A 26378-nucleotide genomic window follows, 5' to 3' on the forward strand; every position below is an offset into this window, starting at 1 on the left:
GTCGTTACGCCTCGCTGCCAAACAAGCGGTTAGAAACGCGGGTAAAAAAAAGTACCATCAACAGCAGAGCCACCGAGACCGCCGCCGCATAGCCCATCTCGTAGCGCAAAAAGCCGTAGTCTTCAATGTGGTTGACAATCAACTGCCCGGCGTAGCGCGGGGTAGGGTTGCTGCCGGAGAGGGTGACTCCAATTGCACCGGCTTGGAACGTCCCTACAATAGCCATTACCGCCCCAAAAAGCATCTGAGGCTTCATCGAGGGGATGGTGATGAAAAATATCTCCTGCCAGCGACTTTTTAGCCCGTCAATGGCTGCCGCTTCGTAAAGTTCGGGGTTTATTTCGAGGATGCCCGCCAACATCGCCAAAAAGCCGATCCCCATGCTGCTCCATAGGGTGACCACGATCATGATGGTCATGAGGTATTGGGGCGATTGCAGCCATTGAATTGGCTCTTGAATGAGACGCAAGCTAAGTAGGAAACTATTCAGGTAACCCGTCTGATCGCCACTGAAAAGAGTCTTCCAGACAACAGCCATGGCGACTCCGGCAGTCATTGAGGGGGAGTACAAGATCAGGGCGAAGATTGTTCGGGGGAACTTAGGAAGCTGCGCCAGCACCCACGCCAACATGAAGGCAAGGGCATACCCACCCGGTCCGACAATCACGGCAAACTGGATGGTGTTAGGCAGGACATACTTCATAAACGTATCGTCCTGTGTGATCAGGGAGATGTAGTTACGCAGCCCGATGAACTGTGGTGGTTGGATGGTATCAAAAAAAGTAAACGAGAGTATCACTGCCGCTACCACAGGGACAACGATGAAGATAATGAACAACACCCCATAGATTGAGAGGAAGGCATAGGCACTGCCTTCCTTTTGTAGCCACTTTCGGAAAGGATTTTTAGTTTGCATTTTCCATCCATTCCACCACCCGCTCAATAGTGGGAATCGTGAACTCCTTCACCCGCTGACCGTCTTTGAGGTAGCCGAATTCCTCCATTTTTCGGGTGATCTCGCGGTTGATGATGATTACAGCGCGGTCAATGGCTACACGTGGGTTGATTCCGTCAAACACAATACGATTCCATACATTGCTCAACTCCCGCTCCTGCATGTAACTTCCCGGCAAGCGCACCGGTTCTTGCAGCCAGCGCCATTGTTCAAGAATGACGGTTTTATGCTCTTGGGGAATATCCAGACGGCTGAATGCCTCAAGGTTGGCGGAATTCCATAAATACTCCCGCCCATAGTTAAGCATCAGCCGTTCCTGAAATTCCGATTGTGTTTCGGTGGACATCCACCACTTGAGAAACTGCCAGCCTTCCTGAGGCTTATCGGTGTTTTTGAACATGAGGCTGGTCTGGGCAGAACCGGTGGCATAGCGGTTCTGAGTTCCATCGCCTAAAACTGTCGCTGGGTAGAGATCAATGCCCCACATCCCCCCAATCTCTGGGGCGGCAGTCATGAGCTTAATATAGGTCTCAACGTTGGAAACCCCAATGGGCAGCGTGCCATAGCGAAAGCTCTCATAAAAACTCGATGTGGTGAGGGGCATTCCATAAAGGGTGAAACTATCAGCCATAAATTTGACAGCGGCAACGGCTTCTTCACTTTGCAGACCTGTAGAAAACCCATCTTCGCTGTAAAGTTTGGCGCCAAAATTAAACAGATAGGGCGAGGTGAAAAGATAGTCTTTTTGCCCGCCACCACTAGACAGCGGGGTATTGAAGTTCATCCCGTAGCGCTGCAATTCGGGCAGTATCTCGATCACATCGTTCCATGTGTGAGGCACGGGCAACCGCAGTGAGTTGAGGATGTCCTTCCGGTAATAAGTCACCCAAAAGTCCTGTGTCTCTGGGATAGCGTAGACCGAATCATTGATGATGTAGCTCAGGAGCGCGCCGGGTGAATAGATGCGGATGAAAGAGCCAAAATCAGCGAAGGTACGCAGATCATACAAGGTGTTCCGAATGGCAAGCTCATAGGGGATATTCGTGCTGACCCCTAAGGCAATATCCGGTTGAATGTTGGCAGCGTTTGCCAGCACCAGTTTGGACTCATTGGGCATGATTGAGAACTTGACGCGAATACCGGTTTGGGGTGTGAAAGTCTCGTCAGACATCAGTTGAAGCAAGTCTACGTACTGACGGGGACGGTTAACCCACACCTCTAGTTCGTTCGCCTCGGCGCTCAATGATTGGTAAGGGTCTGGTTCAAAGGAGTGAACAAAGCGTTTGATTCCATCACCGAGGCTGGTAGTGAACGGCACACCGGGAGTCTGTGGCACGTTTGTGGGGGAGTGAATATAGATTTTATCAAGCGCCAGCGGTTGATTCTGAAGCAGCGGCAGAAGGGATCCCAGAAGTTGCGCTGCTGATCCTGTACCCTCTGAGAGCCGCCCCATGTAGATTGGAATCTTATCAGGGTCTGCGGCAAGGAACAGCAGATTATCAATCGCCATTTGGTAACTCAGAATTTCTGTCGAGCCGCTGCTCTGATTAATCGCCAGCAGGATGTCCTTGTCGTCAATCAGGTTTTGGGCAATGGTCATTAAGCGGGTCTGAATATCGGGGATGTAGTTGACCAGTATCCATTCTTTATAGGGGTCGCGCTGATTCCCCGTCAGCTTTTTGATCTCCAAGGACAGCGTGTTGATGTCCAAGAGCGCCTTCTGAATCGTCTCAATAGCGGGTAAGTAGGGGGCGTTGGTGACTTCCACACCCAACACATTCTGCCCCTTGCGAAGGAAAACGTTGTAGGGCGTCTGGGCATCCTCACCGAGGGTCACATCCAGCCAATCGATTGAGGACACAAAGGGGACTGTGTTGAACTGCGCAAAGGGTACTTTGCCGTTGATGCTGATGCGGCGAAACACCGTGAAGTTGCTGCGGGTATTTTGCAAGGCACGCAAGGTGAAGGTATACAGCCCATCTTCGGGTACGCTGAAGGTGTAATACACCGCACTGCCGCTTTTTATCCAGCTTTCCCCGCCAAGGGTGTTTAGGAGCAAGCGATACGTATCATAGGGAGTCACCGTGAGGTTGCGATCACTCGCTGGGCGCACCGAGGTATCGTTTTTATAGGTGGGTGTCTCAGCCTCCAAGATGAGCATGACGCCGCTTGTTTCGGGTGCGCGGTGTTCAGCGCTATACTGGGTATAGTCCGGGTAAGGGGAGAATTCCTCCACATACATGCTGCCCAGATACAAAGCCCCTTGGCTTAGGGTGAAATTAAGAAGGTGTTTCCCTGCGGAGAGCTTCACCCGAAGGGGATAGGGGTGGCTAAAGTTCACATCCCAAACAAAGGCTTTGCTCCAGCGCACATCACGCACCTGCTGAATGAGGGCATCATTGCCGTAGCGGTCTTTGGGAAAGACGCTCTCCCGATTGCGGTAAAAAACTGGGAAAAGGATACGCTGAAAGGCGCTGAGGGGGAATGCCCCATCCACCTGTAGCTGCCCTTCAGGACGCTCTAGCCGAGAGTCCGCAGCCGCACTATCAAAACTGAACGTAAATTCCCCTTCAAGCGCAATCGTAATCTCAACCTGAACGGTATCTCCGGGTTGAAGGAGGACACTGGCTTGGGCATATTGGGTAGAAATATCATCTTGGATAAGGGGCAGTCCATATGATTCGGCGTGGACTTCGATCACGGGCTGACGAGGGGGGGCTAAAGTCGGCGGGAGAGTTGGATTCACAACCCGCTCTGGCGTGGTGGGCGGTGGCGCACACGCCGCAGATAGGCTAACGGTAAGGAGTATCAACAAAGAAAAAGCCGACCTAAAAGAAATCGCTAATTTCGAGGGCATAGCCACTCTCCAACCGTAAGGTGCGATCTAACGTGTGGGCAAAAACCCACTACAGCGCAGATTGTTCAATCATACGTCTGCTGTGACATTAAGGAATGTTGAGGTTTTGAGTTCAGAACCCAAAACCTCACTACCTTCTCATTTCACCTGAGACGTATGGTTACGTTCCTGACGGACGACTAGTTACTTCGATAGCTCTGCCTTGGCATCATCCAGAATCTTGTTGGCAAACTCCTCTAATTTCGCTGAGTAATCCTCGTACTTGTACGTGCCGGCACTGGAGTTGGCAAACATATACCACATGTTCACGTCCTTATCGCTGCCAATATCAATACCGGGCTTGCCTTCCCAACGGGCATTGATATAGCCGGGGACAATCTTGGCAAGTGCTTCAATCAGGCTGTTGTCTAGTCTTTCCAGCGCCATTCGCAGACCCGCCTTTTCGCCGGCAAAGGACAAATACAGGTCAATGGTCTCGGCGTTCACAGAGACAGGCATTCTGGTGGGCACCCCTCCGGCATCTTTCGCCAGTGCAGCTTCCTTCGCATACCCTTCTTGAGAGAAGGTCATCCACTTGGCGAAGTCATAGGCTGCGGCGGCATCGGCGGCGGTCTTGGAGACAACCAATATGTCAGTTACCATCGCCTGATTGCCGCCGGGAATACCCACAAAGTCCCAGTCAAAGGTGGCTTTCTTGGCGTAGTCGGGGATTGCCCAACCACCATCCCAGCGTACCCCTGATTCTTGATTCAGGAACAGTTCCCATGGACCGGTGGATTTGAATCCCTTCTTCTGATCATCATTGAGACCCTGCCAGGTGTGGAACTTCAGTTCGGTGGCTTTAGCGATTGCCCCCTTGAACGCGGTGGAGTTGTAATTCAGGTGTGTCCCATCAAAGCTGAACCACTTCAGGTCACTGTTTTGGGTGCTGGGGTACCAGCCAAGGATGAATTCCATCTCATCCAGACCTAATTTACCCTTTGAGACATCGGTCAGAGCAGTTACCGCAACAAGGAAGTCCTCAACCGAAACACCATATTCAGGCGCATCAAGGTTGGCGGCATCAAAGAGGTCTTTGTTGACAAAGTAGCCCATCACAAACTGCGCGGCAGGCAGCCCCAATGTCATCCCAGAATAAGAGACCGCACCCTTCAGAACTTCCGGCACGTCTGCCCAATCAGGATCATCTTTCACCATGTCACTGAGATCAGCCGCCCAGCCGTTTTTGACATAATAGGGCATGTTGTCTGCCATGAACACATCGGGAAGCTGCCCTTTGGCGGCATAATTAGTCAGTTTTTCGTCCCAACGACCCTCCCCAGACATATCCACAAATTCAACCACGACATCAGGATGCGCTTCCATATAAGCGGCAACCAACTGGCGCTGAAGGTTGTTCTCCTCAGCCGTGCCAACATTCCAATTGGCATAGCGCAGGCTGACTTTGGCATTGGCAGGCTTGACAACGGCAATCAAGTTGACTGCCAGCACCATAACGATGGCAAGGGTTAAAAATTTGCCGAGCGATTTCATTATCAACATCTCCTTAAAAGTTGGTTACAGGAAGCATACAAAGACTTCCGCTAAGAGCAAGACTAAAAACAGATGGTTAGCCTTTGCCGACACCTCCTTTTGTCCAATCACCATAAGGCGTTCTGAATCTTTCAGCCTTTGTCCTCATGGAGAATCCCTTTTTCTTTTGACAGCCTTTACGGTACACTCTATAGACGAAGTGAAATGTTTCACTTCATTGAAATAGGCGAAGTGAAATGTTTCACTTCACTCTGAAACTACCATAAGTATTTTTCTTTGTCAAGCACACCTGAAGGCACCGCTCTTGCGTCGTCCAAGGTTGACCGTTTGAGACTATAGGGTTATAGGGGGAAGGTAACCCTGACGTTCGATCAGCCATCCCTATCGTGCGTGCCATCCCCATCGTGCAAACAGGTACTCTCTGCATTGGCTTTCTGTAGCTGACGGATAAGGATGATCCATGTCTCAAGAAACCGAAGCCTTTATCAACCACATAATCACCCAAATGACCCCAGAGGAAAAAATTGGTCAGATGAACCAATATTCTGCCGATCCCGAACTCGCCCCTGATCTTCTTCGGCAGGGCAAGGTCGGATCACTCTTTAACGCTTCCGGGGCGCTCACAGGACACGGCTTTTCCGATTCAGGGAATGCCGAGATCAGCAATTATTTTCAAACGCTCGCCCTTGAATCTCGTCTCAAAATCCCGCTCATTCTAGGGCGAGACGTGATTCATGGATTCCGCACGGTGTTTCCTATTCCGCTGGCGCAGGCTGCCACTTTTAACCCTGATCTGGTTTGTGAAGCCGCCTGTGTGACTGCCCGCGAAGCAACCGCCAACGGCATTAAATGGACGTTTGCGCCCATGCTGGACATTGCCCGCGATCCCCGTTGGGGGCGGGTGGCGGAGGGAAATGGTGAAGACCCTTTCTTGGGCGCACAGATGGCTGCGGCAGCAGTCAAAGGCTTTCAGGGGGAACGGGTATCTGATCCAGATAAACTGATCGCCTGTGCCAAGCATTATGTCGGGTATGGTGCTGCCGAAGGCGGACGCGACTACGAAAACGGGGAAATTTCCGAACCCACGCTCCGCGATGTGTACCTTCCACCCTTCCGCGCTGCTATTCAGGCGGGAGCAGGCACAGTTATGTCGGCATTCATCGACTTAAACGGAATCCCGTCCACCGCTGATCGCCGCCTTTTGACCGATATCCTTCGCGGCGAGTGGGAATTTGATGGCTTTGTGGTTTCCGATTGGGAATCGGTTAAGGAACTGATCGCTCATGGAATCGCAGAGAATGACGCCCATGCTGCCCGCCTCGCCTTACACGCAGGGCTGGATATGGATATGGTCAGCGGGGTCTACCTAAACACTCTCGGCGAAAGTCTGCGACAGAACAAAATTACCCTGGCAGAGCTTGACGAGGCAGTGCGTCGGATCTTGCGCATCAAACATCGCGCCGGATTGTTTGAGAATCCCTTCACCGACACCACTCGCATCTCAAAGGATATTCTCACCCCGGAGGCACGTACCCTTGCTCGAACGGCTGCACGCGAAAGCATGATTTTGCTCAAAAACCATAGCAACTTGCTCCCTTTGCAAGGCTTCCGGCGAATTCTGATCGCGGGGGATTTCGTCCATGCGCGTGGGGAACTTTTTGGGACGTGGACTCCCGATGGACGCAGCGAGGATGTCACCCCATTGGATGAGGCGCTGCGCCACACTGCACCCAAAGGCGTGGAGTTTCTCTTTGCTGATTCGCCCGATCTCGCCCAAAACCTGACTCACCATGTTGACGCGGTGGTGCTGCTGGTAGGTGAACATCCGGCACGCTCCGGCGAAAACTGCAATGTGAGCGACCTGAACCTTCCCCCCGGTCAGGCTGAATTTGTCGAAGCGGTGGCAGGACTAGGTAAACCCCTCATCATGGTTGTCTTTGCCGGGCGTCCATTGGCGATCACGCGGCAAATGACCCAAGCCGATGCGGTGTTGTATGCGTGGCATCCGGGCATTGAAGGGGCGGCAGCTTTGGGAGAACTGCTTTTTGGCATAGAATCCCCTTCTGGGCGTTTGCCCATCACCTTTCCCCGTGCTACCGGGCAAGTGCCGATCTACTACAACCAGAAAAATTCAGGGCGTCCAATCGCCAATGAAGGATTGTTCCGCACCCGTTACCTCGACCTGCCTCCGATTCCACTCTTTCCCTTTGGCTTCGGGCTGAGTTACACCCAATTTGAGTACGCCAACTTGAAACTGAGCCATGAGATGTTACGGGGATCGCTCGATGTGAGCGTGGAAGTGACCAACTGCGGCGTGCGCGCCGGTGTAGACGTGCCACAGCTTTATGTGCGTGATTTGGTCGGCTCACTCACCCGTCCTGTGCGCGAATTGAAAGGTTTTCAGCGGATACTGCTTCAACCGGGCGAAACGCGGCGAGTGAGCTTTACCATCCATGAGGCAGACCTCGCCTTCACCCGATCCGATGGCACATTCGGGGTTGAGTCGGGCGCTTTTCATGTCTGGATTGCCCCTGACAGCCGGCGCGGATTGCAAGGCGAATTTCGGCTGTAGATCGAAGTCCCTCGGTTACAGGGTGCGTTGAGATCAGACTCGGCAAGGGGGGTGATGCGATTCACCGCCCCTTGTGGGGAATACTGATCAGCGCCATCCCTAGCGGTGAATACTTTGTCTTGACACAAGAAGGACGTCTGCTAAAATCCCTATCAGCGAGTTGAGATGCTCGACGGCGTGGTAGCTCAGTGGTAGAGCAGGGGACTCATAAGCCCTTGGTCACAGGTTCAAATCCCGTCCACGCCACTTCTTTTTCCCTTAATAAGGTATCCCACCGGATGCGAAAAGGCGTCTGATTCATTGGGAATAAGCCCCAGTTATACCCATTCCATCCCTTCCCCACTCATCATCATCGCCAATCCTATTCCACCCACCACCCCCTCAATGGGGTCTTTTGTGAGGATCCCCTCCAAATCAGGATGCATGTACCGCGCACAGAGGTAAACGAGGGCGATTACGTCAACCCGTTCCCCCGTGTAACTGACGGTGGGCGCGTCCGGGTAGAGTGGCACGCTGCAAGGGTCGTAATCGATTCGTTTGGTAAGATTCGCTGAGGCAGCGGTGATCCCCCGCACACTACCGAGGGTGTCGTACCGGAAATACGATCACGCCGTGTCCGTCTGCTGCCCAATCAGGTCGAGTCCGTCGCCGTCCCGTTGGCGGTCACGCAGTAACGGTCACCATCCCCGTTATAAGCGTAATGTACGGTGGTGTCATCCAAAAGCCGCTGCCCCTTTTCCCCCTTGACACCCGTCTAGCCACCCACTATGATCACGAACAGTTCTGAGAATAAACCATGCGGGGATGTAGCTCAGCTGGGAGAGCGCCTGCTTTGCAAGCAGGAAGTCAGGGGTTCGAGTCCCCTCATCTCCACTTGTAGAGGGTAAAACGGGGAAAAGGAAACGAATTTCCAACCAATTTCCGAAAAGCCCTTGACAATGTTCTGAAAGGTTCGTACAATCTTCCCCAAGATTGAGAAAGAGAACGCGAGACAAACGATTTGGATACACTGGTGGTCACGGGAACTGAATAGTCATAAGACACTCTAGGCAAGCGCAGTTCACCGCGACCCGACAAAGTGTCGGGTTTTTTTGTCTCTGATTACGGCTCATTACCAGTTGTGCATCGACGAGGCGAGATAACCAAAATGCATGGTTATGGCGCGTCATCGGGGTGCAACCCGAATGTTCTTTACCAACCGAATAAGCGATAGAAAGACGTAACGTAGCATTAGAAGACACGAGAGAAACGATTTCTCCGTGCCACATGGCAAAGCTACAAGGGCAAATGGTGAATGCCTAGGCGTCACGTGCCGAAGAAGGACGTGGTACACTACGAAAAGCGTTGGCGAGGAGTGTGCATCCGCATGAACCAACGATATCCGAATGGGGAAACCCGCATGGAGGCATGTCCATGCACGACTGACTGAACACATAGGTCAGGTCGAGGCACCCGGTGAACTGAAACATCTAAGCAACCGGAGGAAAGAGAATATTCTGCGGTAGTAGTGGCGAGCGAAAGCGGAACAGCCCGCAGCAACAAAAGCTTAGTCGAAAGTACTGGAAAGGCTGCCAAAGAGGGTGAAAGCCCCGTAGGCGACAAGCGAATAAGCTGCAAGGAGTATCACGGGACACGCTAACCCCGTGAGAAGATGGGGTCCACCCTCCAAGGCTAAATACACGAGACGACCGATAGCGCACAAGTACCGCGAGGGAAAGGTGAAAAGAACCCCGGTGAGGGAGTGAAAGAGATTCTGAAACCATTTGCTTACAATCAGTCAAAGAGGTGAAAACCTTGATGGCGTGCCTTTGGAGAATGAGCCAGCGAGTTAATGGATGTGGCAAGGTTAAGGCAGTAACAGCCGGAGCCACAGCGAAAGCGAGTCTGAAGAGGGCAGCGTCGCATTCATTAGACACGAAACCGGGTGAGCTACCCATGTCCAGGTTGAAGCGGAGGTAAAACTTCGTGGAGGACCGAACCGTTCCGCGTTGAAAAGCGGCTGGATGAGGTGTGGGTAGGGGTGATATGCCAAACGAACTCGGAGATAGCTTGTTCTCCCGAAATCGCTTTAGGGCGAGCGTTGCGTGTTTAGTTGTGGAGGTAGAGCACTAGTTGGGCTAGGGGTCTTACGATTACCAAACCCTTTTAAACTCCGAATACCACAACCCAAGCGCAGCAGTTGGACGGCGGGTGATGAGATTCGTCGTCGAGAGGGAAACAACCCAGACCCCGGCTAAGGCCCAAAGCCTTGGTTAAGTGGAAAACGAGGTGGGCGTGTTGAGACAGCCAGGAGGTTGGCTTAGAAGCAGCCACCCTTTAAAGAGTGCGTAATAGCTCACTGGTCAAACGCGCCTGCGCGGATAACGTAACGGAGCTAAACCAAGCACCGAAGCTAGGGATTAATGGTAGGGGAGCGTCGTGTACGGGACGAAGGTCAACGCGGTAAGCGAGGCTGGACGGTACACGAGTGAGGATGCTGGCATGAGTAGCGAGAAACATGTGAGAACCATGTTCGCCGTAAGTCTAAGGGTTTCCGACGCAAGGTCAGTCCGCGTCGGGTGAGTCGAGCCTTAGCCGAGGCCGGAAGGCGTAGGTGATGGACAACAGGTTAACATTCCTGTACCGCCTTTAGGGAGTGAAGTGGGGACGCAGAAGGGAAGCACAGCCCCGTGATGGAAATCGAAGTGCCAAGCGTAGTAGCGAAGAGGGGGTAGGCAAATCCGCCCCTGAGCAAAAGCGCGACGGCGGAAGCGAAAGCTCGGAAGTGTGTGTGCCCAGCTGCCAAGAAAAGCCACTAAACGATGAAGTAAGGGCGCTCGTACCGCAAACCGACACAGGTAGACGAGTAGAAGATACCAAGGCGAACGAGGGCCTTCGTTAGGAATTAGGCAAATTAGCCCCGTAAGTTCGCGAGAAGGGGCGCTCAGGGGAACCTGAGCCGCAGTGAAAGGGGCTCTGCTGACTGTTTAACTAAACCACAGGTCTCTGCGAAAGCGAAAGCTGACGTATAGGGGCTGAAGCCCGCCCAGTGCCGGAAGGTTAAGAGGAGAGGTTAGGAGCAATCCGAAGCTTTGAATTGAAGCCCCGGTGAACGGCGGCCGTAACTATAACGGTCCTAAGGTAGCGAAATTCCTTGTCGGGTAAGTTCCGACCCGCACGAATGGCCAAACGAGTAGAGCACTGTCTCAACGAAGGACTCGGCGAAATTGAATTACGTGTGAAGATGCGCGTTACCCGCAGTAGGACAAAAGACCCCGTGGAGCTTTACTGCAGCTTGGCATTGCGTTAGGACACAGTCTGTGTAGGATAGCTGGGAGGCGAAGAACCTGGAGCGCTAGCTTCGGGGAGCTGACGGTGAAATACCAGCCTGAGTGTGTTTTGACCCTAACCCGTTCCGTAAGCCGGAATGGAGACAGTGCCAGGTGGGCAGTTTGACTGGGGCGGTCGCCCCTAAAGAGTAGCGGAGCGCCCAAAAGTTCCCTCAGGTGGAATGGAAACCCACCTTCGAGTGTACAGGCATAAGGGAGCTTGACTGTAAGGCAGACACGCCGAGCAGAGACGAAAGTCGGCTGAGTGATCCCACGACACCGAGTGGAAGGGTCGGCTTAACGGACAAAAGCTACCCCGGGGATAACAGGCTGGTGAAGTCCAAGAGTTCACATCGACGACTTCGCTCTCGCACTCGATGTCGGCTCATCGCATCCTGGGGCTGGATAGGTCCCAAAGGTTGGGCTGTTCGCCCATTAAAGCGGTACGTGAGCTGGGTTCAGACCGTCGTGAGACAGGTCGGTCTCTATCCACTGTGGGCGTAGGGGATTGAGGAGCTGGCTCTAGTACGAGAGACCGGAGCTGGACGAAGCGCTTGTGTGTGAGTTGTCGTGCCAACGGCATAGCTCAGTAGCGACCTTCGGAAGGATAACCGCTGAAAGCATCTAAGTGGGAAGCTCGCCCCAAGATAAGTCCCCCACCGGGCAACCAGGCAAGACCGCTCGGAGACTACGAGCTTGATAGGCGGGAGGTGGAAGCGCAGCGATGTGTAGCCAACCCGTACTAATGGTCGAGGGCTTGCTCCGTGTGGTGCGGAGAAATCGTCGTTCTCGTGTGCAGAACCATGAGACGTTACGTCAGCAGAAGGCTATCGCTTATTCGCAAGGGCTAGAGCAGCTTGTACAGCCCCCGGCAGGACGTTTGGGGATGGTATGAGGGTGAAAGAGTTCTTGGTGATAGAAGCGGCGGGGTACACCCGGTCTCATCCCGAACCCGGCAGTTAAGCCCGCCAGCGCCGATGGTACTTGTACGGAGACGTACTGGGAGCGTAGGTCATTGCCAAGTCCTTTTTCACCTTCTTACCTTCCCCCAACCCCCCACTCCGGGGGTTTTTTCTTGCCCCCTTTCTACCCATCTTCCCCCAATGAGAAAAAAGACATAAGACGCTCAACCGCAGCCTAACCACCCCGCTACATTTTTCTAACCTGATTTTGCCCACCTTCTGCGCTGAGCGTGGTAGACTTTCCTCTACACATCGAAGTGAGGTGATCACGATGGCGCTCCAACCGCTGGAACTCCTACAACGCGCATTCCCTACCATCTCCCGCGAGGAACTGCTTGAGCTTGCTCAATTGGCGCGGGTGCGTACCTACCCCCCGGAAACGGTTCTCTGCCGTGAAGGGGCGTATGAACACATCCTCTACCTCATTGCTGAGGGACGCTGCGCCATTACAAAGCGGCTCACCGACCACGAAGATATGTTCTTGCGGCACGCCGCCCCCGGCGATTATGTCGGTGAGATGGCGATCATCTCCGATGCGCCTCGTTCAGCGACAGTGACCACCCTTGAGGAAGTCGTCGCCCTCGAAATAGACCGTGAATTATTCCTCCGCATTTTGCGGCAAAACGCCGAACTCGCCATGTCCATCATCCGCCATACCTTTGAACGGCTGCGGGTGAACGACAAAAACGCCATTGATGGCTTGCGAGAGGCTTACGGAACGCTGGAGAAATTGGACAAAGCGAAACTAGATTTCATCGAAGTAACCGCCCACGAACTGCGCACCCCACTAACGATCATGCGCGGCTACGCCAGCATGATGCTGACCGATCCGGCCATTCGGGAAAACCCCGTCCTGCGTGAGATGGTTGAGGGAGTGGTCAACGGCAGCCAGCGCCTTCACGAGATCGTCAACAACATGCTTGATGTCCAGCGCATCGATATGGAACAGTTAAATGTCGCCTCTGTTCCCGTCTCCTTGCCCGTTGTTTTGCGTGGGGTGGAGATGGAGTTTCGCAGCGCCATTCAACAGCGCAAACTGAACCTTGTCATGGACATTGCCCGTGATACTGGCATTTTATACATCGAGGCAGACCCTGGCTTGCTGAGCAAGGCGATGCATCACCTCCTCATGAATGCGATCAAGTACACGCCCGATGGCGGCATGATCCGCATCAAACTTGCTTATGAAATTCATCCAGAAATGGGGCGTATCGCCCATATTCAAGTGGCGGATACAGGCATTGGAATCAACAAAGACCAGCAGCGCCTGATCTTTGAGAAATTTTACCGGTTGGGCGATGTTGCTCTCCATTCATCAGGGCAAACAGCGTTCAAAGCAGGGGGACCCGGTTTGGGGCTTGCCATTGCAAGGGGGGCGGCTGTGGCGCACAGCGGGCAAATTTGGGTGGACAGCGAAGGGTACGACGAAGAACGTCTCCCCGGCAGCACCTTTCACCTGCTTTTGCCCATTACCCCACCCAAACAAGGGGAAAAGACCGCCGCCCTCAAGAAGCCCGGGCGGTTGTAAGTTTCACCGCTAGAATCATCGCCAGACGATCATCGATAAGGCTGGCTGCCGTTCAACCAGCAAAGGTAATGCCCTATGACAACTACCGTCCCCAAAATACCAACGACACCCTCGGTCAGCCCGCAAAACGCCCCCTATGCCCCACAGGTACAGGGGACGGTAGAAAAATTACGCCGTCTGCGTGCCTTGCGGCGTGATCCGCTCAATTACTTCCTCTCGCTCCCCCGTGAGTGGGGCGACCTTTGCTATTTCCAACTGTGGGGCTTGAAGTCGATCTACCTGAACCACCCGCAGCATATTCACGAAATGTTGGTGGAAAAGGCAAAGCTGTTCGTCCGCTCTCGCAGCCAGACCCAAGTGATCAGCCGTTTGATCGGCAAAAGCATCCTCACCACCGATGGTGATTTTTGGCGGCGACAGCGGAAGTTGGTTCAGCCCGCCTTTCATCACAAACGAATTGCTGGCTATGCCGACATCATGGTCAAGCACACGCTGACCCTTGCTGAATCATGGCAGGCAGGTGAGCAGCGCAACGCCGCCCACGATATGATGGAGGTCACCCTTGCCATTGTTGCCGAGTCGCTCTTTGGGGCAGATGTCAGGGGGGCGGCACAAACAGTTGGAAAGGCTGTCGAAGAAGGACAGACCGCCGTCACCGAGCAAAGTTTTATGTTCATCCCCATTCCGGCATGGCTGCCCATCCCGCAGAATCTCGCTATGCGCCGTTCCACTGAAGCACTTGATGCGGTGATCCTGCCCATCATTGCTGAACGGCGCAAAACGGGCAAGGATACAGGCGATCTGCTTTCGATGCTCCTTCTGGCGGTGGATGATGAGGACGCCGCTGTGCGCATGACCGATGAACAGGTGCGCAACGAGGCAATGACGATGTTCCTTGCCGGACACGAAACAACGGCGAATGCCCTTGCTTGGACGTGGTATCTTTTGGGGCGCAACCCCGATGTAGAGGCGAAACTGCACGCCGAACTGGATCGTGTCCTTGCCGGGCATACTCCCACGCTGGATGACTTGCCAAACCTGCCCTATACCGAGATGGTGATTAAAGAATCGATGCGGCTTTACCCGCCAGCGTGGATTATCACCCGTTCGGCGGTGGAAGATACAACTCTCGGTGGTTTCCGCGTCCCAAAGGGGACAATCGCCGCGCTCAGCCCCTATGTCACCCACCGCGATCCGCGCTTTTTCCCCGATCCAGAACGGTTTTACCCAGAGCGTTTTCTCAAGGAGAACGAAACAAAACTCTCCCGCGAGGCATACATGCCCTTTGGTGATGGTCCCCACATTTGCATTGGGAACATGTTTGCCATGATGGAGGCGCGGCTGATTCTGGCGACGCTGGCATCCCGCTACCGGCTTGTTCTGCCGCCGAACTTCACCGCCGAGCCACTCGCGCTGATCGCCCTCCGTCCCAGGGACGGCATTCCGGTGACCATTGTGAGTCGATAGGGTGCTGTGGAGAGGGGGAATTTCTCCCCCTTTCCTCACTGGCTTAAAACAGTGTCAGCTGCGTCGGGCTATCTTCGGCGGGTTTTTCCTCGCCCGCTTGTGCTGCCGTCTCGCTCCCTCCCCCACCGCCGGACGCCTTCGCCAGCCGCGCTGTGTAATCTTTCACCAGTGTGGGGATTTTCTGGAAATCATCTTCCATTTGGGGCATGATCGCCATATTCCGCAAAACCGCCGCCGGATGAAACAGCGGGAGGTAATACCGCCCGTTCTCCCACTTCGCCTGCCCATGAATGGCGGTGATCTTCGCCTTCGGAAAAAACAAGCCCATGCTAAAGCGCCCCAAGGTGACAATCACCTTCGGCTGAAGCGCCTCGATTTGTTTGAATAGATATGCCTCAGTACAGGTTGTCACTTCGTCGGGGAGTGGATCGCGGTTTTCCGGTGGGCGGCACTTCACGACGTTGCCGATGAACACCTGATCGCGGTTCAGCCCGATCTTCCCCAGAAGGGTTTCCAGAAGTTTTCCCGACTGCCCCACAAAAGGCAGCCCTTTCTGGTCTTCATGAAAGCCCGGACCTTCCCCGATGAACATGAGGTCGGCGTTGGCGGGACCCGCCCCTGGCACGGCGCGGGTGCGGTTTTTATGAAGCCCACAGGCGGTACAAGCATTCACCTGAACAGCAATCGCATCGAGGGCGGCTTTGCTCTCGGCTGGCGTCATAGACATGGCGATCCCTTCCTTAAACCCCATAAATGGCGCTGTACTTATCCTTCAGATAGGCGACATAAGCACGGGCATTCATCGCCTCACCTGTTGCCCGCTGGATCAGTTCCTTTGGCTCGAACTTTCGTCCGTGACGGTAGAGGTGTTCCGCCATCCAGCCGCGCAGCGTATCAAACTTTCCGGCGGCGATCTCTGTGGGGATCGTTGGGTGGGCAGCCCGCGCCGCCTCGTACAACTGCACCGAGAGCAAGTTTCCCATCGAATACGTTGGGAAGTAGCCGAACAGCCCCGCCGACCAGTGAATATCCTGAAGGACGCCGAGTGCGTCATCAGGGGGCGTAATCCCCAGATAGTCTTGATATTTCTTGTTCCAAGCGATGGGCAGATCGGCTACCTTCAACGCACCGGTCAGCAGCGCCATTTCCAACTCAAAGCGCACCATGATATGGAGGTTGTAGGTCACCTCGTCCGCCTCAACGCGGATGAAGGACGGCTCTACTTTGTTCACTGCGTGGTAGAAGGTGTCCAGAGCAACCGTCCCCAACTGCTCTGGAAAAGCCGCTTGCAACTGGGGATAAAAATGCGCCCAGAAGCCCCGGCTGCGCCCGACAACGTTTTCCCACAGGCGCGATTGACTTTCGTGAACGCCCAACGAGGTGCCACCGCCCAAACCGTAGGGGTCAAGCGCCTGTGCGCTGCCTTGCTCGTACATCCCATGCCCTGCCTCGTGGAGCGTCCCAAACAGGGCGGGGTTTAACCAATTCGCATCATAGCGCGTCGTGATGCGCACATCGTTGCAAGAAAAGCTGGTACAGAAGGGGTGTACAGCGCGGTCTTGCCGCCCCCGTGTGAAATCATACCCAAAGGTGGCCACGACCATCTCCGCAAAATCGCGCTGTTTGTCCTCATCATAGGCTTGGTGGAGGACGGCATCGCTCACCTTGTCTGCCTTTGCCCGAATCGCCGCCACAAGCGGGACAATCTCTTGGCGCAAGCCATCAAACATGGCGGCGACATCGGCAGCTTTCACCCCCGGCTCGTAAACATCCAAAAGGGCATCGTAGGGGTGATCGGTGAAGCCGCGATAGTCTGCCTCGCGGCGTTTCATGGCGATCACCTGCTCAAGGGTAGGGGCAAAGGCTGAAAAGTCCTTCGCTGCGCGTGCCTTTGCCCAGACCTCGTGGGCGTGGGAGGTGAGCGCTGTCATCTCCGCCACAAACGCCGAGGGGAGTTTTCGTTCGTTTTCGTAATCTCGTTTGGTCACGCGGATCAGGCTGGCGTCATCACTGTCATAGTCCGCCCCGTTCAGCATTTTTTCTGCCTCGCCCAGAAGCGATCCTGTTTCTTCGGCAACAAACATCGCATGGGTTAGTTTTGCCAATGTACCTAACTGGCGAGCGCGGGACTCCCCTGCGCCAGAGGGCATATTCGTTTGCTGATCCCATCCCAACAGGGCCCCTGCCGAGCCAAGATTGCGCACATCGGCAAGGCGTTCTTTGAGTGTATCCAAAGGGGTCACGTGATTGATCTCCTGAAAAATAAGGTTTCAACCTGGTTATAGAACGATTGTACCGCATCTCGCCGCTGAACCTCCCAGAGATTTTCCTGTTTTGCGTTAGAATCCCCAATCACAAACCTGCAATCTACCAACCAACGGAGTTTTTCCTCAATGTTGAAAACACATGCCTGTGGTGATTTACGCCCTGATCATGTTGGGCAGTCTGTCACGCTTGCCGGATGGGTCAGCCGCACCCGTGCCTTAGGCGGCGTGATCTTCCTCATCGTGCGGGATCGTTCGGGCGTCGTTCAGGCAACCGTTGATGCCTCGATCAATCCCACCGCGCACGCCGCCGCCGAAGCGCTTGGACGGGAGTACGTGATCCAAGTGAAGGGCGTTGTTCGCGCCCGCCCAGACGGGATGATCAACCCCAACATGGCAACGGGCGCAATAGAACTTGAGATTCAAACGATTACCGTCCTCAACCCCGCCAAGACGACGCCCTTTGAGGTTGAAGGCGAGGGGCGTGTAGACGAGGCAATCCGCCTGAAATACCGCTACCTCGATCTGCGTCGCCCGCACATGCAGCGGAACATCCTCTTACGCGGACGGGTGACGAAATTCATCCGCGATTACCTTTACAATGAGGGTTTCACTGAGATTGAAACGCCCATTCTATTCAAGACGACCCCCGAAGGCGCACGGGATTACCTCGTCCCAAGCCGCGTCCACGCGGGTAAGTTCTACGCGCTGCCGCAAAGCCCACAGCAGTTGAAACAACTGCTTATGGTGGCGGGCTATGAGCGCTATTTCCAGATTGCCCGCTGCTTCCGCGATGAGGACCAGCGCGGGGATCGCCAGCCGGAATTCACCCAGTTGGATATGGAAATGTCCTTTGTGGAGCGTGAGGATGTCATGAACCTGATCGAGGGCTTGATGATCGCCCTTGTGGAGCAGGTTTCAGACCGCACGTTGGTGACAAAACCCTTTCCGCGCCTCTCCCATGCCGAGGCGCTGGCACGCTATGGCTCAGATAAACCCGATCTGCGCTATGGGCTGCCGATCATCGACATTTCGGATATTGCCGGCGCGACGGCGTTCAATATCTTTGTAGAGATTGTCGCCGCGGGAAAGCCCGTGCGGGCGATCACCATTCCCGGCTGCGGCGGCTACAGCCGGAAGCAGTTGGATGAACTGGTTGAGCTTGCCAAGAGTGCGGGGGGGCGGGGTATCTCGTGGTTGGCGCTAGAAGCGGGCGAGGCGGGCGAGGTGAGATCGAACATTGGGAAGTTCTTCAGCGTCGATCAATTGAAAGCGACGATTGACCGCATGGCGGCACAGCCGGGCGATTTGATCTTGATCGCCAGCGACACAGCGAGCGTCACTGCCGCTGTCATGGACGCTGTGCGCCGTGAATTTGGGGCGCGGTTAGGGCTTGCTGACCTGCAAAAGATCGCCTTTTGTTGGGTGATTGATTTCCCGCTCTTTGATTGGAACGCAGACGAAAAGCGCTGGGACCCCAGCCATCACCTTTTTACCTCACCCATGCGGGAGGATATTCCTCTTTTGGAAACTGACCCAGGCAAGGTGCGCGGGCAGCAGTACGACCTTGCCTGCAACGGCTATGAGGTTGCCGGCGGGAGCATCCGTATTCACGAGCGTCCACTCCAAGAGAAAATTTTCGGTTTGATTGGGCTGGATGTGGAGGACGCCAAAGAGCGTTTTGGGCATATGTTGGAGGCGTTTGAATACGGAACGCCCCCACATGGCGGGATCGCGCCGGGGATTGACCGCCTGACGATGCTTCTGGCGGGTGAACCAAACATCCGCGAGGTGATTGCCTTCCCCAAATCGCAGCAGGCGTCCGACCTCATGGCGGGCGCTCCCTCCGAGGTGGAGGCTGTGCAATTGAAGGAACTGCACATTACGACAAAATGATACAGTCTTGGCCACGTTCAAGCTGTCAAAAGCTGAATGCCATTAGCGCCGCACTTTAGTTCGGATTACAGCGCATTTCGACGAGATGCAAGGGAAATCTCCTCACCGCCTACTGCCTTTTTCCCGTAGAGTGGTTAAGGGCCAGCGGTGAGGGGTAGTATTGCCTCGGTTATGCTCGAAAATCCTCACGGGGAGGACTGAACACATCATAGAGTTCGGATGCCTCCAACGCCTCGGCGCTGTGGACGACGTTCCCCGGTACACGGGCAATATCCCCCGCCGCCAAGATGTGGGGGACGCCGTTGACGGTCAGTTTGATGCGCCCCTGCCGCACCTGCGTGATCTGCTCATGCGGGTGGCTGTGATCACCGACGACCCCATTTGCCTCAAAGTGAACTTCAACAACCATCATCTTTTCGCCGTCTAGGACAATCCGTCGTTTCACCGCCGGATTCATCTGCACCCATTCCGCCATGCTGAACTCCTTTTTCGCCCGCTTGTTAAGCTTAGGACTTACGCAGTTGAACGTGTTTACCCCGTATTCATCGAAAGGGGAAGATTGAGGGGGCTTCCCCCTCAAAAGGATGATTTCCCCCTCTCCCGCAGCGGGAGAGGGGGCTAGGGGGTGAGGGTCTGTGCGTAACGCCTAATCTTTCAGCGCGTCGTCGGTGTCAATCTGCGCCCGCTGCAAGCGTCCGCTGTAATCGACATATACGGACTTCCATTCGGTGAAGGAATCGAGTGCGGTTTGCCCTGCCTCGCGCATCCCGTTTCCCGTCCCTCGTGTGCCGCCAAAGGGGAATTGAATTTCCGCCCCTGTTGTCCCGTGATTGATGTAGACAATCCCCGTTGTAAGATCGCGAATGGCGCGGAAGGCAGCATTCACATTCTCGGTGAAGATGCTGCTGGAAAGCCCATGCACCACCCCATTGTTGATCTGGATCGCCGTCTCCAAGTCGGGCGCTTCAATCATGGAGAGGACAGGTCCGAAGATTTCCTCTTGGGCAATGCGCATCGTTGGTGTCACATTGTCGAAGATCGTCGGCGTGTAGAAAAAGCCCTTCCCGCCATTGACGCCGCTGCCCATTTTTTCCCCACCCGCCAGCAAACGTGCCCCCTCACCTTTTCCAATATCAACATACTGCTGGACGGTCTCCCGTGCCGAGGCGTTCACCAGCGGACCGACTTGGATTGATTCATCAATCCCATAGCCGACCTTCAGCCCCTTCACTTTTGCCACCAGCGCTTCAGTCAGTTTGGGGCGAATCCCGCTTTGGACAATCACACGGCTGCACGCCGTACAGCGCTGCCCGGTTGTCCCAAAGGCGCTCCACAAAATGGCGTCCACCGCCAGATCAAGGTTGGCGTCGTCCAAGACGATGATGGCGTTCTTTCCGCCTAGCTCCAAGCCAACCTTCTTGCCCTTTTTCGCCGCACGGGAATACAGTTCATAGCCCACTTCTGTACTCCCTGTGAAGGAAATCACCCGCACATCGGGATGATCGGCAATGGCGTTCCCCAAAACGCCGCCCGGTCCGAGGACGATGTTAAAGACGCCCTCTGGCAGTCCCGCCGTCTCGAAAATACGGACGAATTCCGCGCCCAATTTCGGGGTGTCGCTGGCGGGCTTAAAGACGACAGTATTTCCGGCGATCAGCGCCGGGAGCGATTTCCAACTGGGGATGGCTATCGGGAAATTCCAGGGCGTGATCAACGCCACAACACCGACGGAATCGCGCAGCGCCATGCCAAACTTGTTCGGCATTTCAACCGGCGCGGTGTAGCCCAACAAGCGCCGCCCCTCGCCGCCCATGAAGAATGCCATATCAATTGCCTCTTGCACGTCCCCACGTGCCTCGGCAATGACCTTTCCCATCTCTTGCACCATCAGTTGGGCAAGCGCTTCTTTGTTCTCCATCAAAAGCTGCCCAACGCGGTAAAGAATTTCCCCTCGGCGTGGGGCGGGCAAAAGCCGCCACGAGGTGTATGCCTTCTTTGCCGCAGCAACGGCGTTGTTCAAATCGTCGGCGTTGCTTTTGGCGACAGGAGCAATGACATCCTCCGTCGCCGGATTGATCGTTGTAAAGGTTGCCCCCGATTGCGCGGCGACCCATTTCCCACCAATGTAATTCCGAACCAAATCCGACATGAGCGAATCCTTTTTTGTATGGCTAGTCAATACGGTTAGGGTGGAAGTTTTTTGTGCATTTTTCCACTTGCGAAGGGCTATTTTACCTGATTGACCTCCGGTAAGCCATGTCGTTTTCCGCAGCTTGGCTGAGGATGCGCTGTGGGGCGGGCAGTCATACGGGGTCGCCCCTACGGAATACCTCACGAACCGTCCTGATCGTGGGATGGTTATTTCGTCAGCGCCGCCCCCATCGCCGCCAGATAATCCGTATAGCCGCCGTCGTAATCTCGCGCCGCGCCATCGCGCAGTTCAACGACGCGATCCACCATCTGATCCAGGAAGTAGCGATCATGGGAGATGACGAGAATCGCCCCCTGAAAATCCTCTAAGGCGTTTTCCAGCGCCTCCACACTGGGAATATCAAGGTTATTCGTCGGCTCGTCCAGAAGCAGCAAATTCGGCTCGCTGAGCATGATCACCGCCAACTGTAGGCGGCTGCGTTCTCCGCCGCTCAGGGTGCGGATGGGCTGGCAGGCTTGGGCGTAGCCGAGGGCGAACTTACCCAAAACTGCTACCGCCTCATTTTCTGTCATCGGTTTCACATCGCGCAGGCGCTCAATGGCGGTGCGCTCTGCCCACACTTTCAGCGTTTGATGTTCCTGAGCATAGTAGCCAATCTTCGTACTCGGACCGCGTTTAATCACGCCTTCGAGGGGCGTCAGTTCCTCCAAAATCAGGCGAAACAAGACAGACTTTCCAACACCGTTCCCACCCACGATTCCCACCCGTTCGCCATGCCGCAGCAGCATGGTCACATCGCAAAAAAGCAGATCGTCGTCAAAACCCATCGCCAGGCGCTGGATTTCCAACATCTTCGCGCTGCCGCGCCATCCGGCAATCTGCATGTCCATCGTGCGGGGGGCGCGCACCCGTTCGATGATCTCGCCGCGTTCTTCCATCCGCTCTAGCATCTTGCGGCGGCTGCGGGCTTGTTTGATATGCCGTTCATCAACGACGATGCTCGCCCAATGTTCAAAGCGGGCGATTGCCGCCTCGATGCGGGCAATCTCTTTCTGTTGGGCAATGTACTGTTGGTGTTGGCGCAAGCGGCGCAGTTCTCGCTCGGTGGTATAGGCGGTGTAATTCCCCGGATAAAGCGTCAGTTTGCCATCTTCCAATGCGGCAATATGGGTGACCACCTCATCGAGAAGGTAGCGATCATGGGAGATGATCACCACCCCGCCCGGATAGCTGCTGATGACCTTTTCCAGACCGCGTTTCGCCTCGATATCAAGGTGATTGTCGGGCTCGTCAAGGAGCAGGATCGTCGGCTGCTCCATGATCAGGCGCGTCAGCGCGACAAGTTTTTTCTGCCCACCGCTCAGTGTTTCTGTGCGAAGGGCAAATTGGGCAGCGGCGAAGCCAAACGCCGTGAGCGTATCGCGCAGGCGTCCTTCGTGCCGCGCCCCTTCCAACCGTTCGTATTCGGCAAGAGCGCTTTCTTGGCGGGCAAGCCAGCGTGTTAATTTTGCCTCGTCCCCGTAAACGGCGGGATCACCGAGGGCAGTTTCCACCCGCCGCAGTTCAGCCTCTACCGCTGCCAACGCGGGGGGCAAGACGTTTGCCGCCTCCCAGACCGTCTGCCCCGCAGGGAGGATCACCTCTTGGGGAAGGTAGCCCACCTCTATTCCTCGCTGGCGGGTGATCGCCCCCTTATCCGGTGTGACCAAGCCCATGATGGCGCGGAACAGGCTTGACTTTCCCGCGCCGTTCGCGCCGATCAGCCCAACGCGCTGCTGATCGTCAATCGACCACCGCAGATCGCGGAAGATCACCCGTCCGGCATGGTTGATGGTCAGCGAATCGACTTGAATGACGTGCATGATAAAACCCTTTCACCCGACTCCTAGGAAAAAACAAAAAACGGCTGTGAGCGTGCGCCCACAGCCGTGAAAGATGCCGAAATGATGCCTAAGCAAGCCCAGTCAGTTCAGCCGATCAGCAGGCGCAATCCTCCCCCGGATACGCCGTCCAAGATGCCTTGCGGCAAAAAGAGAGAATAACAATCCCGCTGAAGTGAACCATGCCTAAGACTATAGCGCAAAGGATATTTTTTGTACAGTCCATTACGAATAAACAGGGGCAATGGGCTGCCGTGAATGGTGCGAAATTCATGGCGGCGTGCTACACTTTTGCCACATTCAAGCGTTTTGAGAAGGGCGCGGGCGTGGAACAAACCATTGGCTCGTTGATTTTGTTTGGGATTATGGCTGCCGGCGCGGTTACCGCCGCACTTTGGCTTGGCTTGGTCTTATGGACGTGGCGCGATATGAAAGCGCGTTCGCGGGATAGTCTTGCTCAGATTGCGGCAACCCTCGTCGTCGCGGTGTTGAACGTTTTTGGGTTGATCATTTACCTGCTGCTCCGCCCGCGTGAAACCCTCGTCGAATCCTATGAGCGTTCCCTTGAGGAAGAAGCCCTTCTTCAGGGAATTGAGGAAAAACCTGCTTGCCCGGGTTGTGGGCGTCCGGCGAACAGCCGCTGGCAAGTGTGTCCCTATTGCCACACGCGGCTGAAGAAACCCTGCCAACAGTGTGGCGAGATGCTTGAACTGGGGTGGAATATTTGCCCTGTCTGTGCCACCGTGCAAGCCTCCCCAGAAGGGGAGCGCCGCCGCACCGCTGGACGCGGGGGGGTGCGTCCACCGCCCCGCCGCGACCCTGATCCGAATCCTCAATTAGAATTTGTTGAAGGCGAGGACTAACTAAACCGATGCTCACTGAAACGATGACAGCGGCGCTGAACGCGCAGATCAACAAAGAACTGCGTGCCTTCTATACCTATCTTTCTATGGCAGCCTATTTTGAAGACGATGGCTTGAAGGGCTTCGCCGCATGGATGCGCCATCACGCCGAGGAAGAGATGCTTCACGCCATGAAGATTTACGATTTTGTCCTCCAGAGGCGCGGACGGGTAACTCTGCAAGCGATTGACGCCCCTCGTGCTTCGTGGGAAAGCGCAAAAAACGCCTTTGAGGATGCGCTTCATCACGAGCAGAATGTCACAGCCTCCATTCACGCCCTTGTTGATACCGCCCGTAAAGAGGGCGACCATGCCACCGAGACATTCCTCATTTGGTTTGTCAACGAACAGGTAGAGGAAGAAGAAATCGTTGATGAGGTGCTGCAAAAAGTAACCCGCATTGGCGACTTTGCCCCCGCCCTATTCTTGCTGGATCGGGATTTGGCAACTGACGCCGCTGCCGCTGCCACAAGCGCAGAGGGTACATCGGAAGGGGCGTAAATCAGGCGGATGGATGAGGTGTGGCTGAGCTTAGCAGAGGCAGCAAAGCGCTTGGGCGTTCACCCGGCAACGGTACGCGCTTGGGCGGATCGCGGCGTGCTGCCCTCACAGCGCACCCCGGGCGGGCACCGGCGCTTCAAGCCTGCCGATCTAGAGGCGTGGCAAGCCGGACGAAGTGCCGGCTCTGTCGAGGCGCAGCTGCTTGTCCAAAGTGCGATGGGGCGTTTCCGCCTAGAAATTGGCGAACGCGGGCTGGCAGACGCCCCCTGGTATCAGGCGCTTGATCCCGTTGCCCGTGATGCGATGAGCGCCTACGGACGCCAACTGATGGATATCCTTGTCCAGTACCTTGCCACTGGGGACGATGCCCTCCTGAAACAGGCTGAGGTTATTGGCACGCGCTATGCCGAGACGATACGGGCGCAAAACCTGAAACTCTCCCAAGCGGTGCAGGGCTTTTTCATCTTTCACGATCTGCTGCTTAATGCGGTGATCCAGTGGATTGAGGCGGGACGTATGGGGGGCGATCAGGGCGGCGCCCTTCGCAAAGTGAACACCTTCACCCACACGATTATCATCGCGCTGGTGGCTGCCTATGAGTCGTGAGCGAGCGCGGCGCGGTAAACGGAAGCCGCCCACCGAGAATGTATCGTTCCTCGCTGGCGGGCTTCTCCTCCTTCTGACGATGGGGGGTGTCTTTCTCCTCGTTGTCACGCTCACCCAGTTTTCACGTACCGTCCTTGCCCCGTCCGTCGCCGTCCTTCCCACTCCCGCCGCCGAAGGATGGTGGATGGGCGCTGTTTTTGAAAATACAGCAACACCCCCGCCCACCACAACGCCCCTCTCACTCTTTACAGGGCTGAACCCAACGGCTGCCTCCACGAGTGTTTCTGCACCGTCTCTCTTAGCCCAAACGGTGACCCCAACAGAAGTTTTAGCGTGGACGCCCCCGCCGCTTCTCTCGCCAACCCCAACCGCCACCCCTCGACAAGAGCGGGCAACTGTCGTCGCCTTTGCCCCAGTGGATGTGCGCCCGCCCCCATCCGATCAGTTCCGCCTCCAAATTCCCAAACTGGGGCTTGATCTCCCTGTGATCAATGCCCGCTTCACGGGGACAACATGGGATTTCAGCTATATCACCTCGCAGGCGGCACACTTAGAGGGCTTGGCACTTCCCGGTGCGGGAAATACAGTGATTGGAGCGCACAGCGAACTGGCAAAACGGGCGCGGGGACCCTTCTATGACCTGAAACTGCTCCGTCCGGGGGATGTGATCAGCGTTTGGCGTGGGGGCGTGGAATACCGCTATGTTGTCCAGCGTTCGTGGTTGGTTGTCCCTTCGGATATTAGCCCCATCAATCAGAGGGTGGGGGATGTGTTGACGTTGTTAACGTGCGACGGGTACAACAGTCGCACCAGTGACTATGACACCCGTCTGATTGTTCGGGCGACGCGGACAAGCTGAGTGCAAAGATGGAATGTGGACCCGCTGCTTTAAGGCTTGTCTGGTACTTGTGGATAAGGGTCGCCATAGCCATGAGTGGGCGATCCACAAAACGATGGTCACAGGGAAAGGGGGTGGAGAGAGCCCCCGCCTCTATT

Annotated in this window: 17 protein-coding genes, 2 tRNA genes and 2 rRNA genes; 12 read left to right on the forward strand and 9 right to left on the reverse strand. The window is 55.3% G+C overall.

What is annotated here, in order from left to right; genetic code table 11:
- Nucleotides 1-4: 4 nt before the first annotated feature.
- From HS103_10680 to HS103_10690, 3 genes are all read right to left on the reverse strand, one after another.
- The gene (locus HS103_10680) at nt 5-916 is read right to left on the reverse strand and encodes a sugar ABC transporter permease (protein ID MBE7513264.1); all 912 of its coding nucleotides are present in this window, start codon (nt 914-916) and stop codon (nt 5-7) included.
- Nucleotides 906-3812 (reverse strand): extracellular solute-binding protein, encoded by a 2907-nt coding sequence (locus HS103_10685; GenBank protein MBE7513265.1) that lies wholly within the window; start codon nt 3810-3812, stop codon nt 906-908. The genes HS103_10680 and HS103_10685 overlap by 11 nt, the downstream gene beginning before the upstream one ends.
- Before the next feature lie 183 nt (nt 3813-3995).
- A complete protein-coding gene (locus HS103_10690) occupies nt 3996-5345 on the reverse strand; it encodes an extracellular solute-binding protein (protein MBE7513266.1) in 1350 nt (449 codons plus the stop codon).
- Between the two features lie 460 nt (nt 5346-5805).
- On the opposite strand from HS103_10690, the gene HS103_10695 reads away from it, so the two are divergent.
- Nucleotides 5806-7917 carry a glycoside hydrolase family 3 C-terminal domain-containing protein gene (locus HS103_10695; protein ID MBE7513267.1) on the forward strand — a complete coding sequence of 704 codons (2112 nt, stop codon included), beginning with the start codon at nt 5806-5808 and terminating at the stop codon, nt 7915-7917.
- Nucleotides 7918-8091: 174 nt separating this feature from the next.
- Nucleotides 8092-8163, forward strand: a tRNA-Met gene (locus HS103_10700).
- A 71-nt stretch (nt 8164-8234) separates the two neighbouring features.
- On the opposite strand, the gene HS103_10705 is transcribed toward HS103_10700, so the two are convergent.
- Nucleotides 8235-8429 carry a hypothetical protein gene (locus tag HS103_10705; protein MBE7513268.1) on the reverse strand — a complete coding sequence of 65 codons (195 nt, stop codon included), beginning with the start codon at nt 8427-8429 and terminating at the stop codon, nt 8235-8237.
- Nucleotides 8430-8717: 288 nt separating this feature from the next.
- On the opposite strand from HS103_10705, the gene HS103_10710 reads away from it, so the two are divergent.
- The 5 genes from HS103_10710 to HS103_10730 all read left to right on the forward strand — a co-directional run bounded on the left by HS103_10710 (nt 8718) and on the right by HS103_10730 (nt 15182).
- Nucleotides 8718-8790: transfer RNA gene (locus HS103_10710), tRNA-Ala, on the forward strand.
- A gap of 393 nt (nt 8791-9183) precedes the next feature.
- A 23S ribosomal RNA gene (locus HS103_10715) occupies nt 9184-11989 on the forward strand.
- A 144-nt stretch (nt 11990-12133) separates the two neighbouring features.
- Nucleotides 12134-12249 (forward strand): 5S ribosomal RNA (gene rrf, locus HS103_10720).
- Nucleotides 12250-12458: 209 nt separating this feature from the next.
- On the forward strand, nt 12459-13715 hold the full coding sequence (locus HS103_10725; GenBank protein ID MBE7513269.1) for a cyclic nucleotide-binding domain-containing protein: 1257 nt from the start codon (nt 12459-12461) through the stop codon (nt 13713-13715).
- A 75-nt stretch (nt 13716-13790) separates the two neighbouring features.
- On the forward strand, nt 13791-15182 hold the full coding sequence (locus HS103_10730) for a cytochrome P450 (GenBank protein MBE7513270.1): 1392 nt from the start codon (nt 13791-13793) through the stop codon (nt 15180-15182).
- A gap of 43 nt (nt 15183-15225) precedes the next feature.
- Here HS103_10730 and HS103_10735 read toward each other — a convergent pair whose 3' ends face one another.
- Entirely contained in the window at nt 15226-15903 is a 678-nt protein-coding gene (locus HS103_10735; GenBank protein ID MBE7513271.1) for a uracil-DNA glycosylase, read from the reverse strand.
- A 19-nt stretch (nt 15904-15922) separates the two neighbouring features.
- Nucleotides 15923-17425, reverse strand: coding sequence for a carboxypeptidase M32 (locus HS103_10740; protein MBE7513272.1), 1503 nt, complete (start codon nt 17423-17425; stop codon nt 15923-15925).
- A 150-nt stretch (nt 17426-17575) separates the two neighbouring features.
- On the opposite strand from HS103_10740, the gene aspS reads away from it, so the two are divergent.
- Nucleotides 17576-19342, forward strand: a complete 1767-nt coding sequence (gene aspS / locus HS103_10745; protein MBE7513273.1) for an aspartate--tRNA ligase — start codon at nt 17576-17578, stop codon at nt 19340-19342.
- Between the two features lie 169 nt (nt 19343-19511).
- On the opposite strand, the gene HS103_10750 is transcribed toward aspS, so the two are convergent.
- From HS103_10750 to HS103_10760, 3 genes are all read right to left on the reverse strand, one after another.
- A complete protein-coding gene (locus HS103_10750) occupies nt 19512-19817 on the reverse strand; it encodes a cupin domain-containing protein (protein ID MBE7513274.1) in 306 nt (101 codons plus the stop codon).
- 171 nt (nt 19818-19988) lie between these two features.
- Nucleotides 19989-21491, reverse strand: coding sequence for an aldehyde dehydrogenase family protein (locus tag HS103_10755; GenBank protein ID MBE7513275.1), 1503 nt, complete (start codon nt 21489-21491; stop codon nt 19989-19991).
- 209 nt (nt 21492-21700) lie between these two features.
- On the reverse strand, nt 21701-23356 hold the full coding sequence (locus HS103_10760) for an ABC-F family ATP-binding cassette domain-containing protein (protein ID MBE7513276.1): 1656 nt from the start codon (nt 23354-23356) through the stop codon (nt 21701-21703).
- A 272-nt stretch (nt 23357-23628) separates the two neighbouring features.
- Between HS103_10760 and HS103_10765 the strand changes: the two genes are divergently transcribed.
- The 4 genes from HS103_10765 to HS103_10780 are packed head-to-tail and all read left to right on the forward strand — an operon-like array spanning nt 23629 to nt 26241.
- The gene (locus tag HS103_10765) at nt 23629-24237 is read left to right on the forward strand and encodes a zinc ribbon domain-containing protein (protein MBE7513277.1); all 609 of its coding nucleotides are present in this window, start codon (nt 23629-23631) and stop codon (nt 24235-24237) included.
- A gap of 8 nt (nt 24238-24245) precedes the next feature.
- Nucleotides 24246-24776: a ferritin gene (locus tag HS103_10770; GenBank protein MBE7513278.1), complete on the forward strand. Its 531-nt coding sequence runs from the start codon at nt 24246-24248 to the stop codon at nt 24774-24776.
- 9 nt (nt 24777-24785) lie between these two features.
- Nucleotides 24786-25382 carry a helix-turn-helix domain-containing protein gene (locus HS103_10775; GenBank protein ID MBE7513279.1) on the forward strand — a complete coding sequence of 199 codons (597 nt, stop codon included), beginning with the start codon at nt 24786-24788 and terminating at the stop codon, nt 25380-25382.
- The gene (locus HS103_10780; GenBank protein MBE7513280.1) at nt 25372-26241 is read left to right on the forward strand and encodes a sortase; all 870 of its coding nucleotides are present in this window, start codon (nt 25372-25374) and stop codon (nt 26239-26241) included. The genes HS103_10775 and HS103_10780 overlap by 11 nt, the downstream gene beginning before the upstream one ends.
- Nucleotides 26242-26378: the final 137 nt, after the last annotated feature.

Source organism: Anaerolineales bacterium (assembly GCA_015075625.1).
GTDB lineage: Bacteria > Chloroflexota > Anaerolineae > Aggregatilineales > UBA2796 > UBA2796.

Excerpts from the sequence above, each read along its gene's own strand:
- HS103_10725 (MBE7513269.1), top strand. The coding sequence starts at position 12,459 with ATGGCGCTCCAACCGCTGGAACTCCTACAACGCGCATTCCCTACCATC.
- HS103_10750 (MBE7513274.1), bottom strand. The coding sequence starts at position 19,817 with ATGGCGGAATGGGTGCAGATGAATCCGGCGGTGAAACGACGGATTGTC.
- aspS (MBE7513273.1), top strand. The coding sequence starts at position 17,576 with ATGTTGAAAACACATGCCTGTGGTGATTTACGCCCTGATCATGTTGGG.
- HS103_10780 (MBE7513280.1), top strand. The coding sequence starts at position 25,372 with ATGAGTCGTGAGCGAGCGCGGCGCGGTAAACGGAAGCCGCCCACCGAG.
- HS103_10685 (MBE7513265.1), bottom strand. The coding sequence starts at position 3,812 with ATGCCCTCGAAATTAGCGATTTCTTTTAGGTCGGCTTTTTCTTTGTTG.
- HS103_10680 (MBE7513264.1), bottom strand. The coding sequence starts at position 916 with ATGCAAACTAAAAATCCTTTCCGAAAGTGGCTACAAAAGGAAGGCAGT.
- HS103_10735 (MBE7513271.1), bottom strand. The coding sequence starts at position 15,903 with ATGACGCCAGCCGAGAGCAAAGCCGCCCTCGATGCGATTGCTGTTCAG.
- HS103_10690 (MBE7513266.1), bottom strand. The coding sequence starts at position 5,345 with ATGAAATCGCTCGGCAAATTTTTAACCCTTGCCATCGTTATGGTGCTG.
- HS103_10730 (MBE7513270.1), top strand. The coding sequence starts at position 13,791 with ATGACAACTACCGTCCCCAAAATACCAACGACACCCTCGGTCAGCCCG.
- HS103_10695 (MBE7513267.1), top strand. The coding sequence starts at position 5,806 with ATGTCTCAAGAAACCGAAGCCTTTATCAACCACATAATCACCCAAATG.
- HS103_10770 (MBE7513278.1), top strand. The coding sequence starts at position 24,246 with ATGCTCACTGAAACGATGACAGCGGCGCTGAACGCGCAGATCAACAAA.
- HS103_10760 (MBE7513276.1), bottom strand. The coding sequence starts at position 23,356 with ATGCACGTCATTCAAGTCGATTCGCTGACCATCAACCATGCCGGACGG.
- HS103_10775 (MBE7513279.1), top strand. The coding sequence starts at position 24,786 with ATGGATGAGGTGTGGCTGAGCTTAGCAGAGGCAGCAAAGCGCTTGGGC.
- HS103_10755 (MBE7513275.1), bottom strand. The coding sequence starts at position 21,491 with ATGTCGGATTTGGTTCGGAATTACATTGGTGGGAAATGGGTCGCCGCG.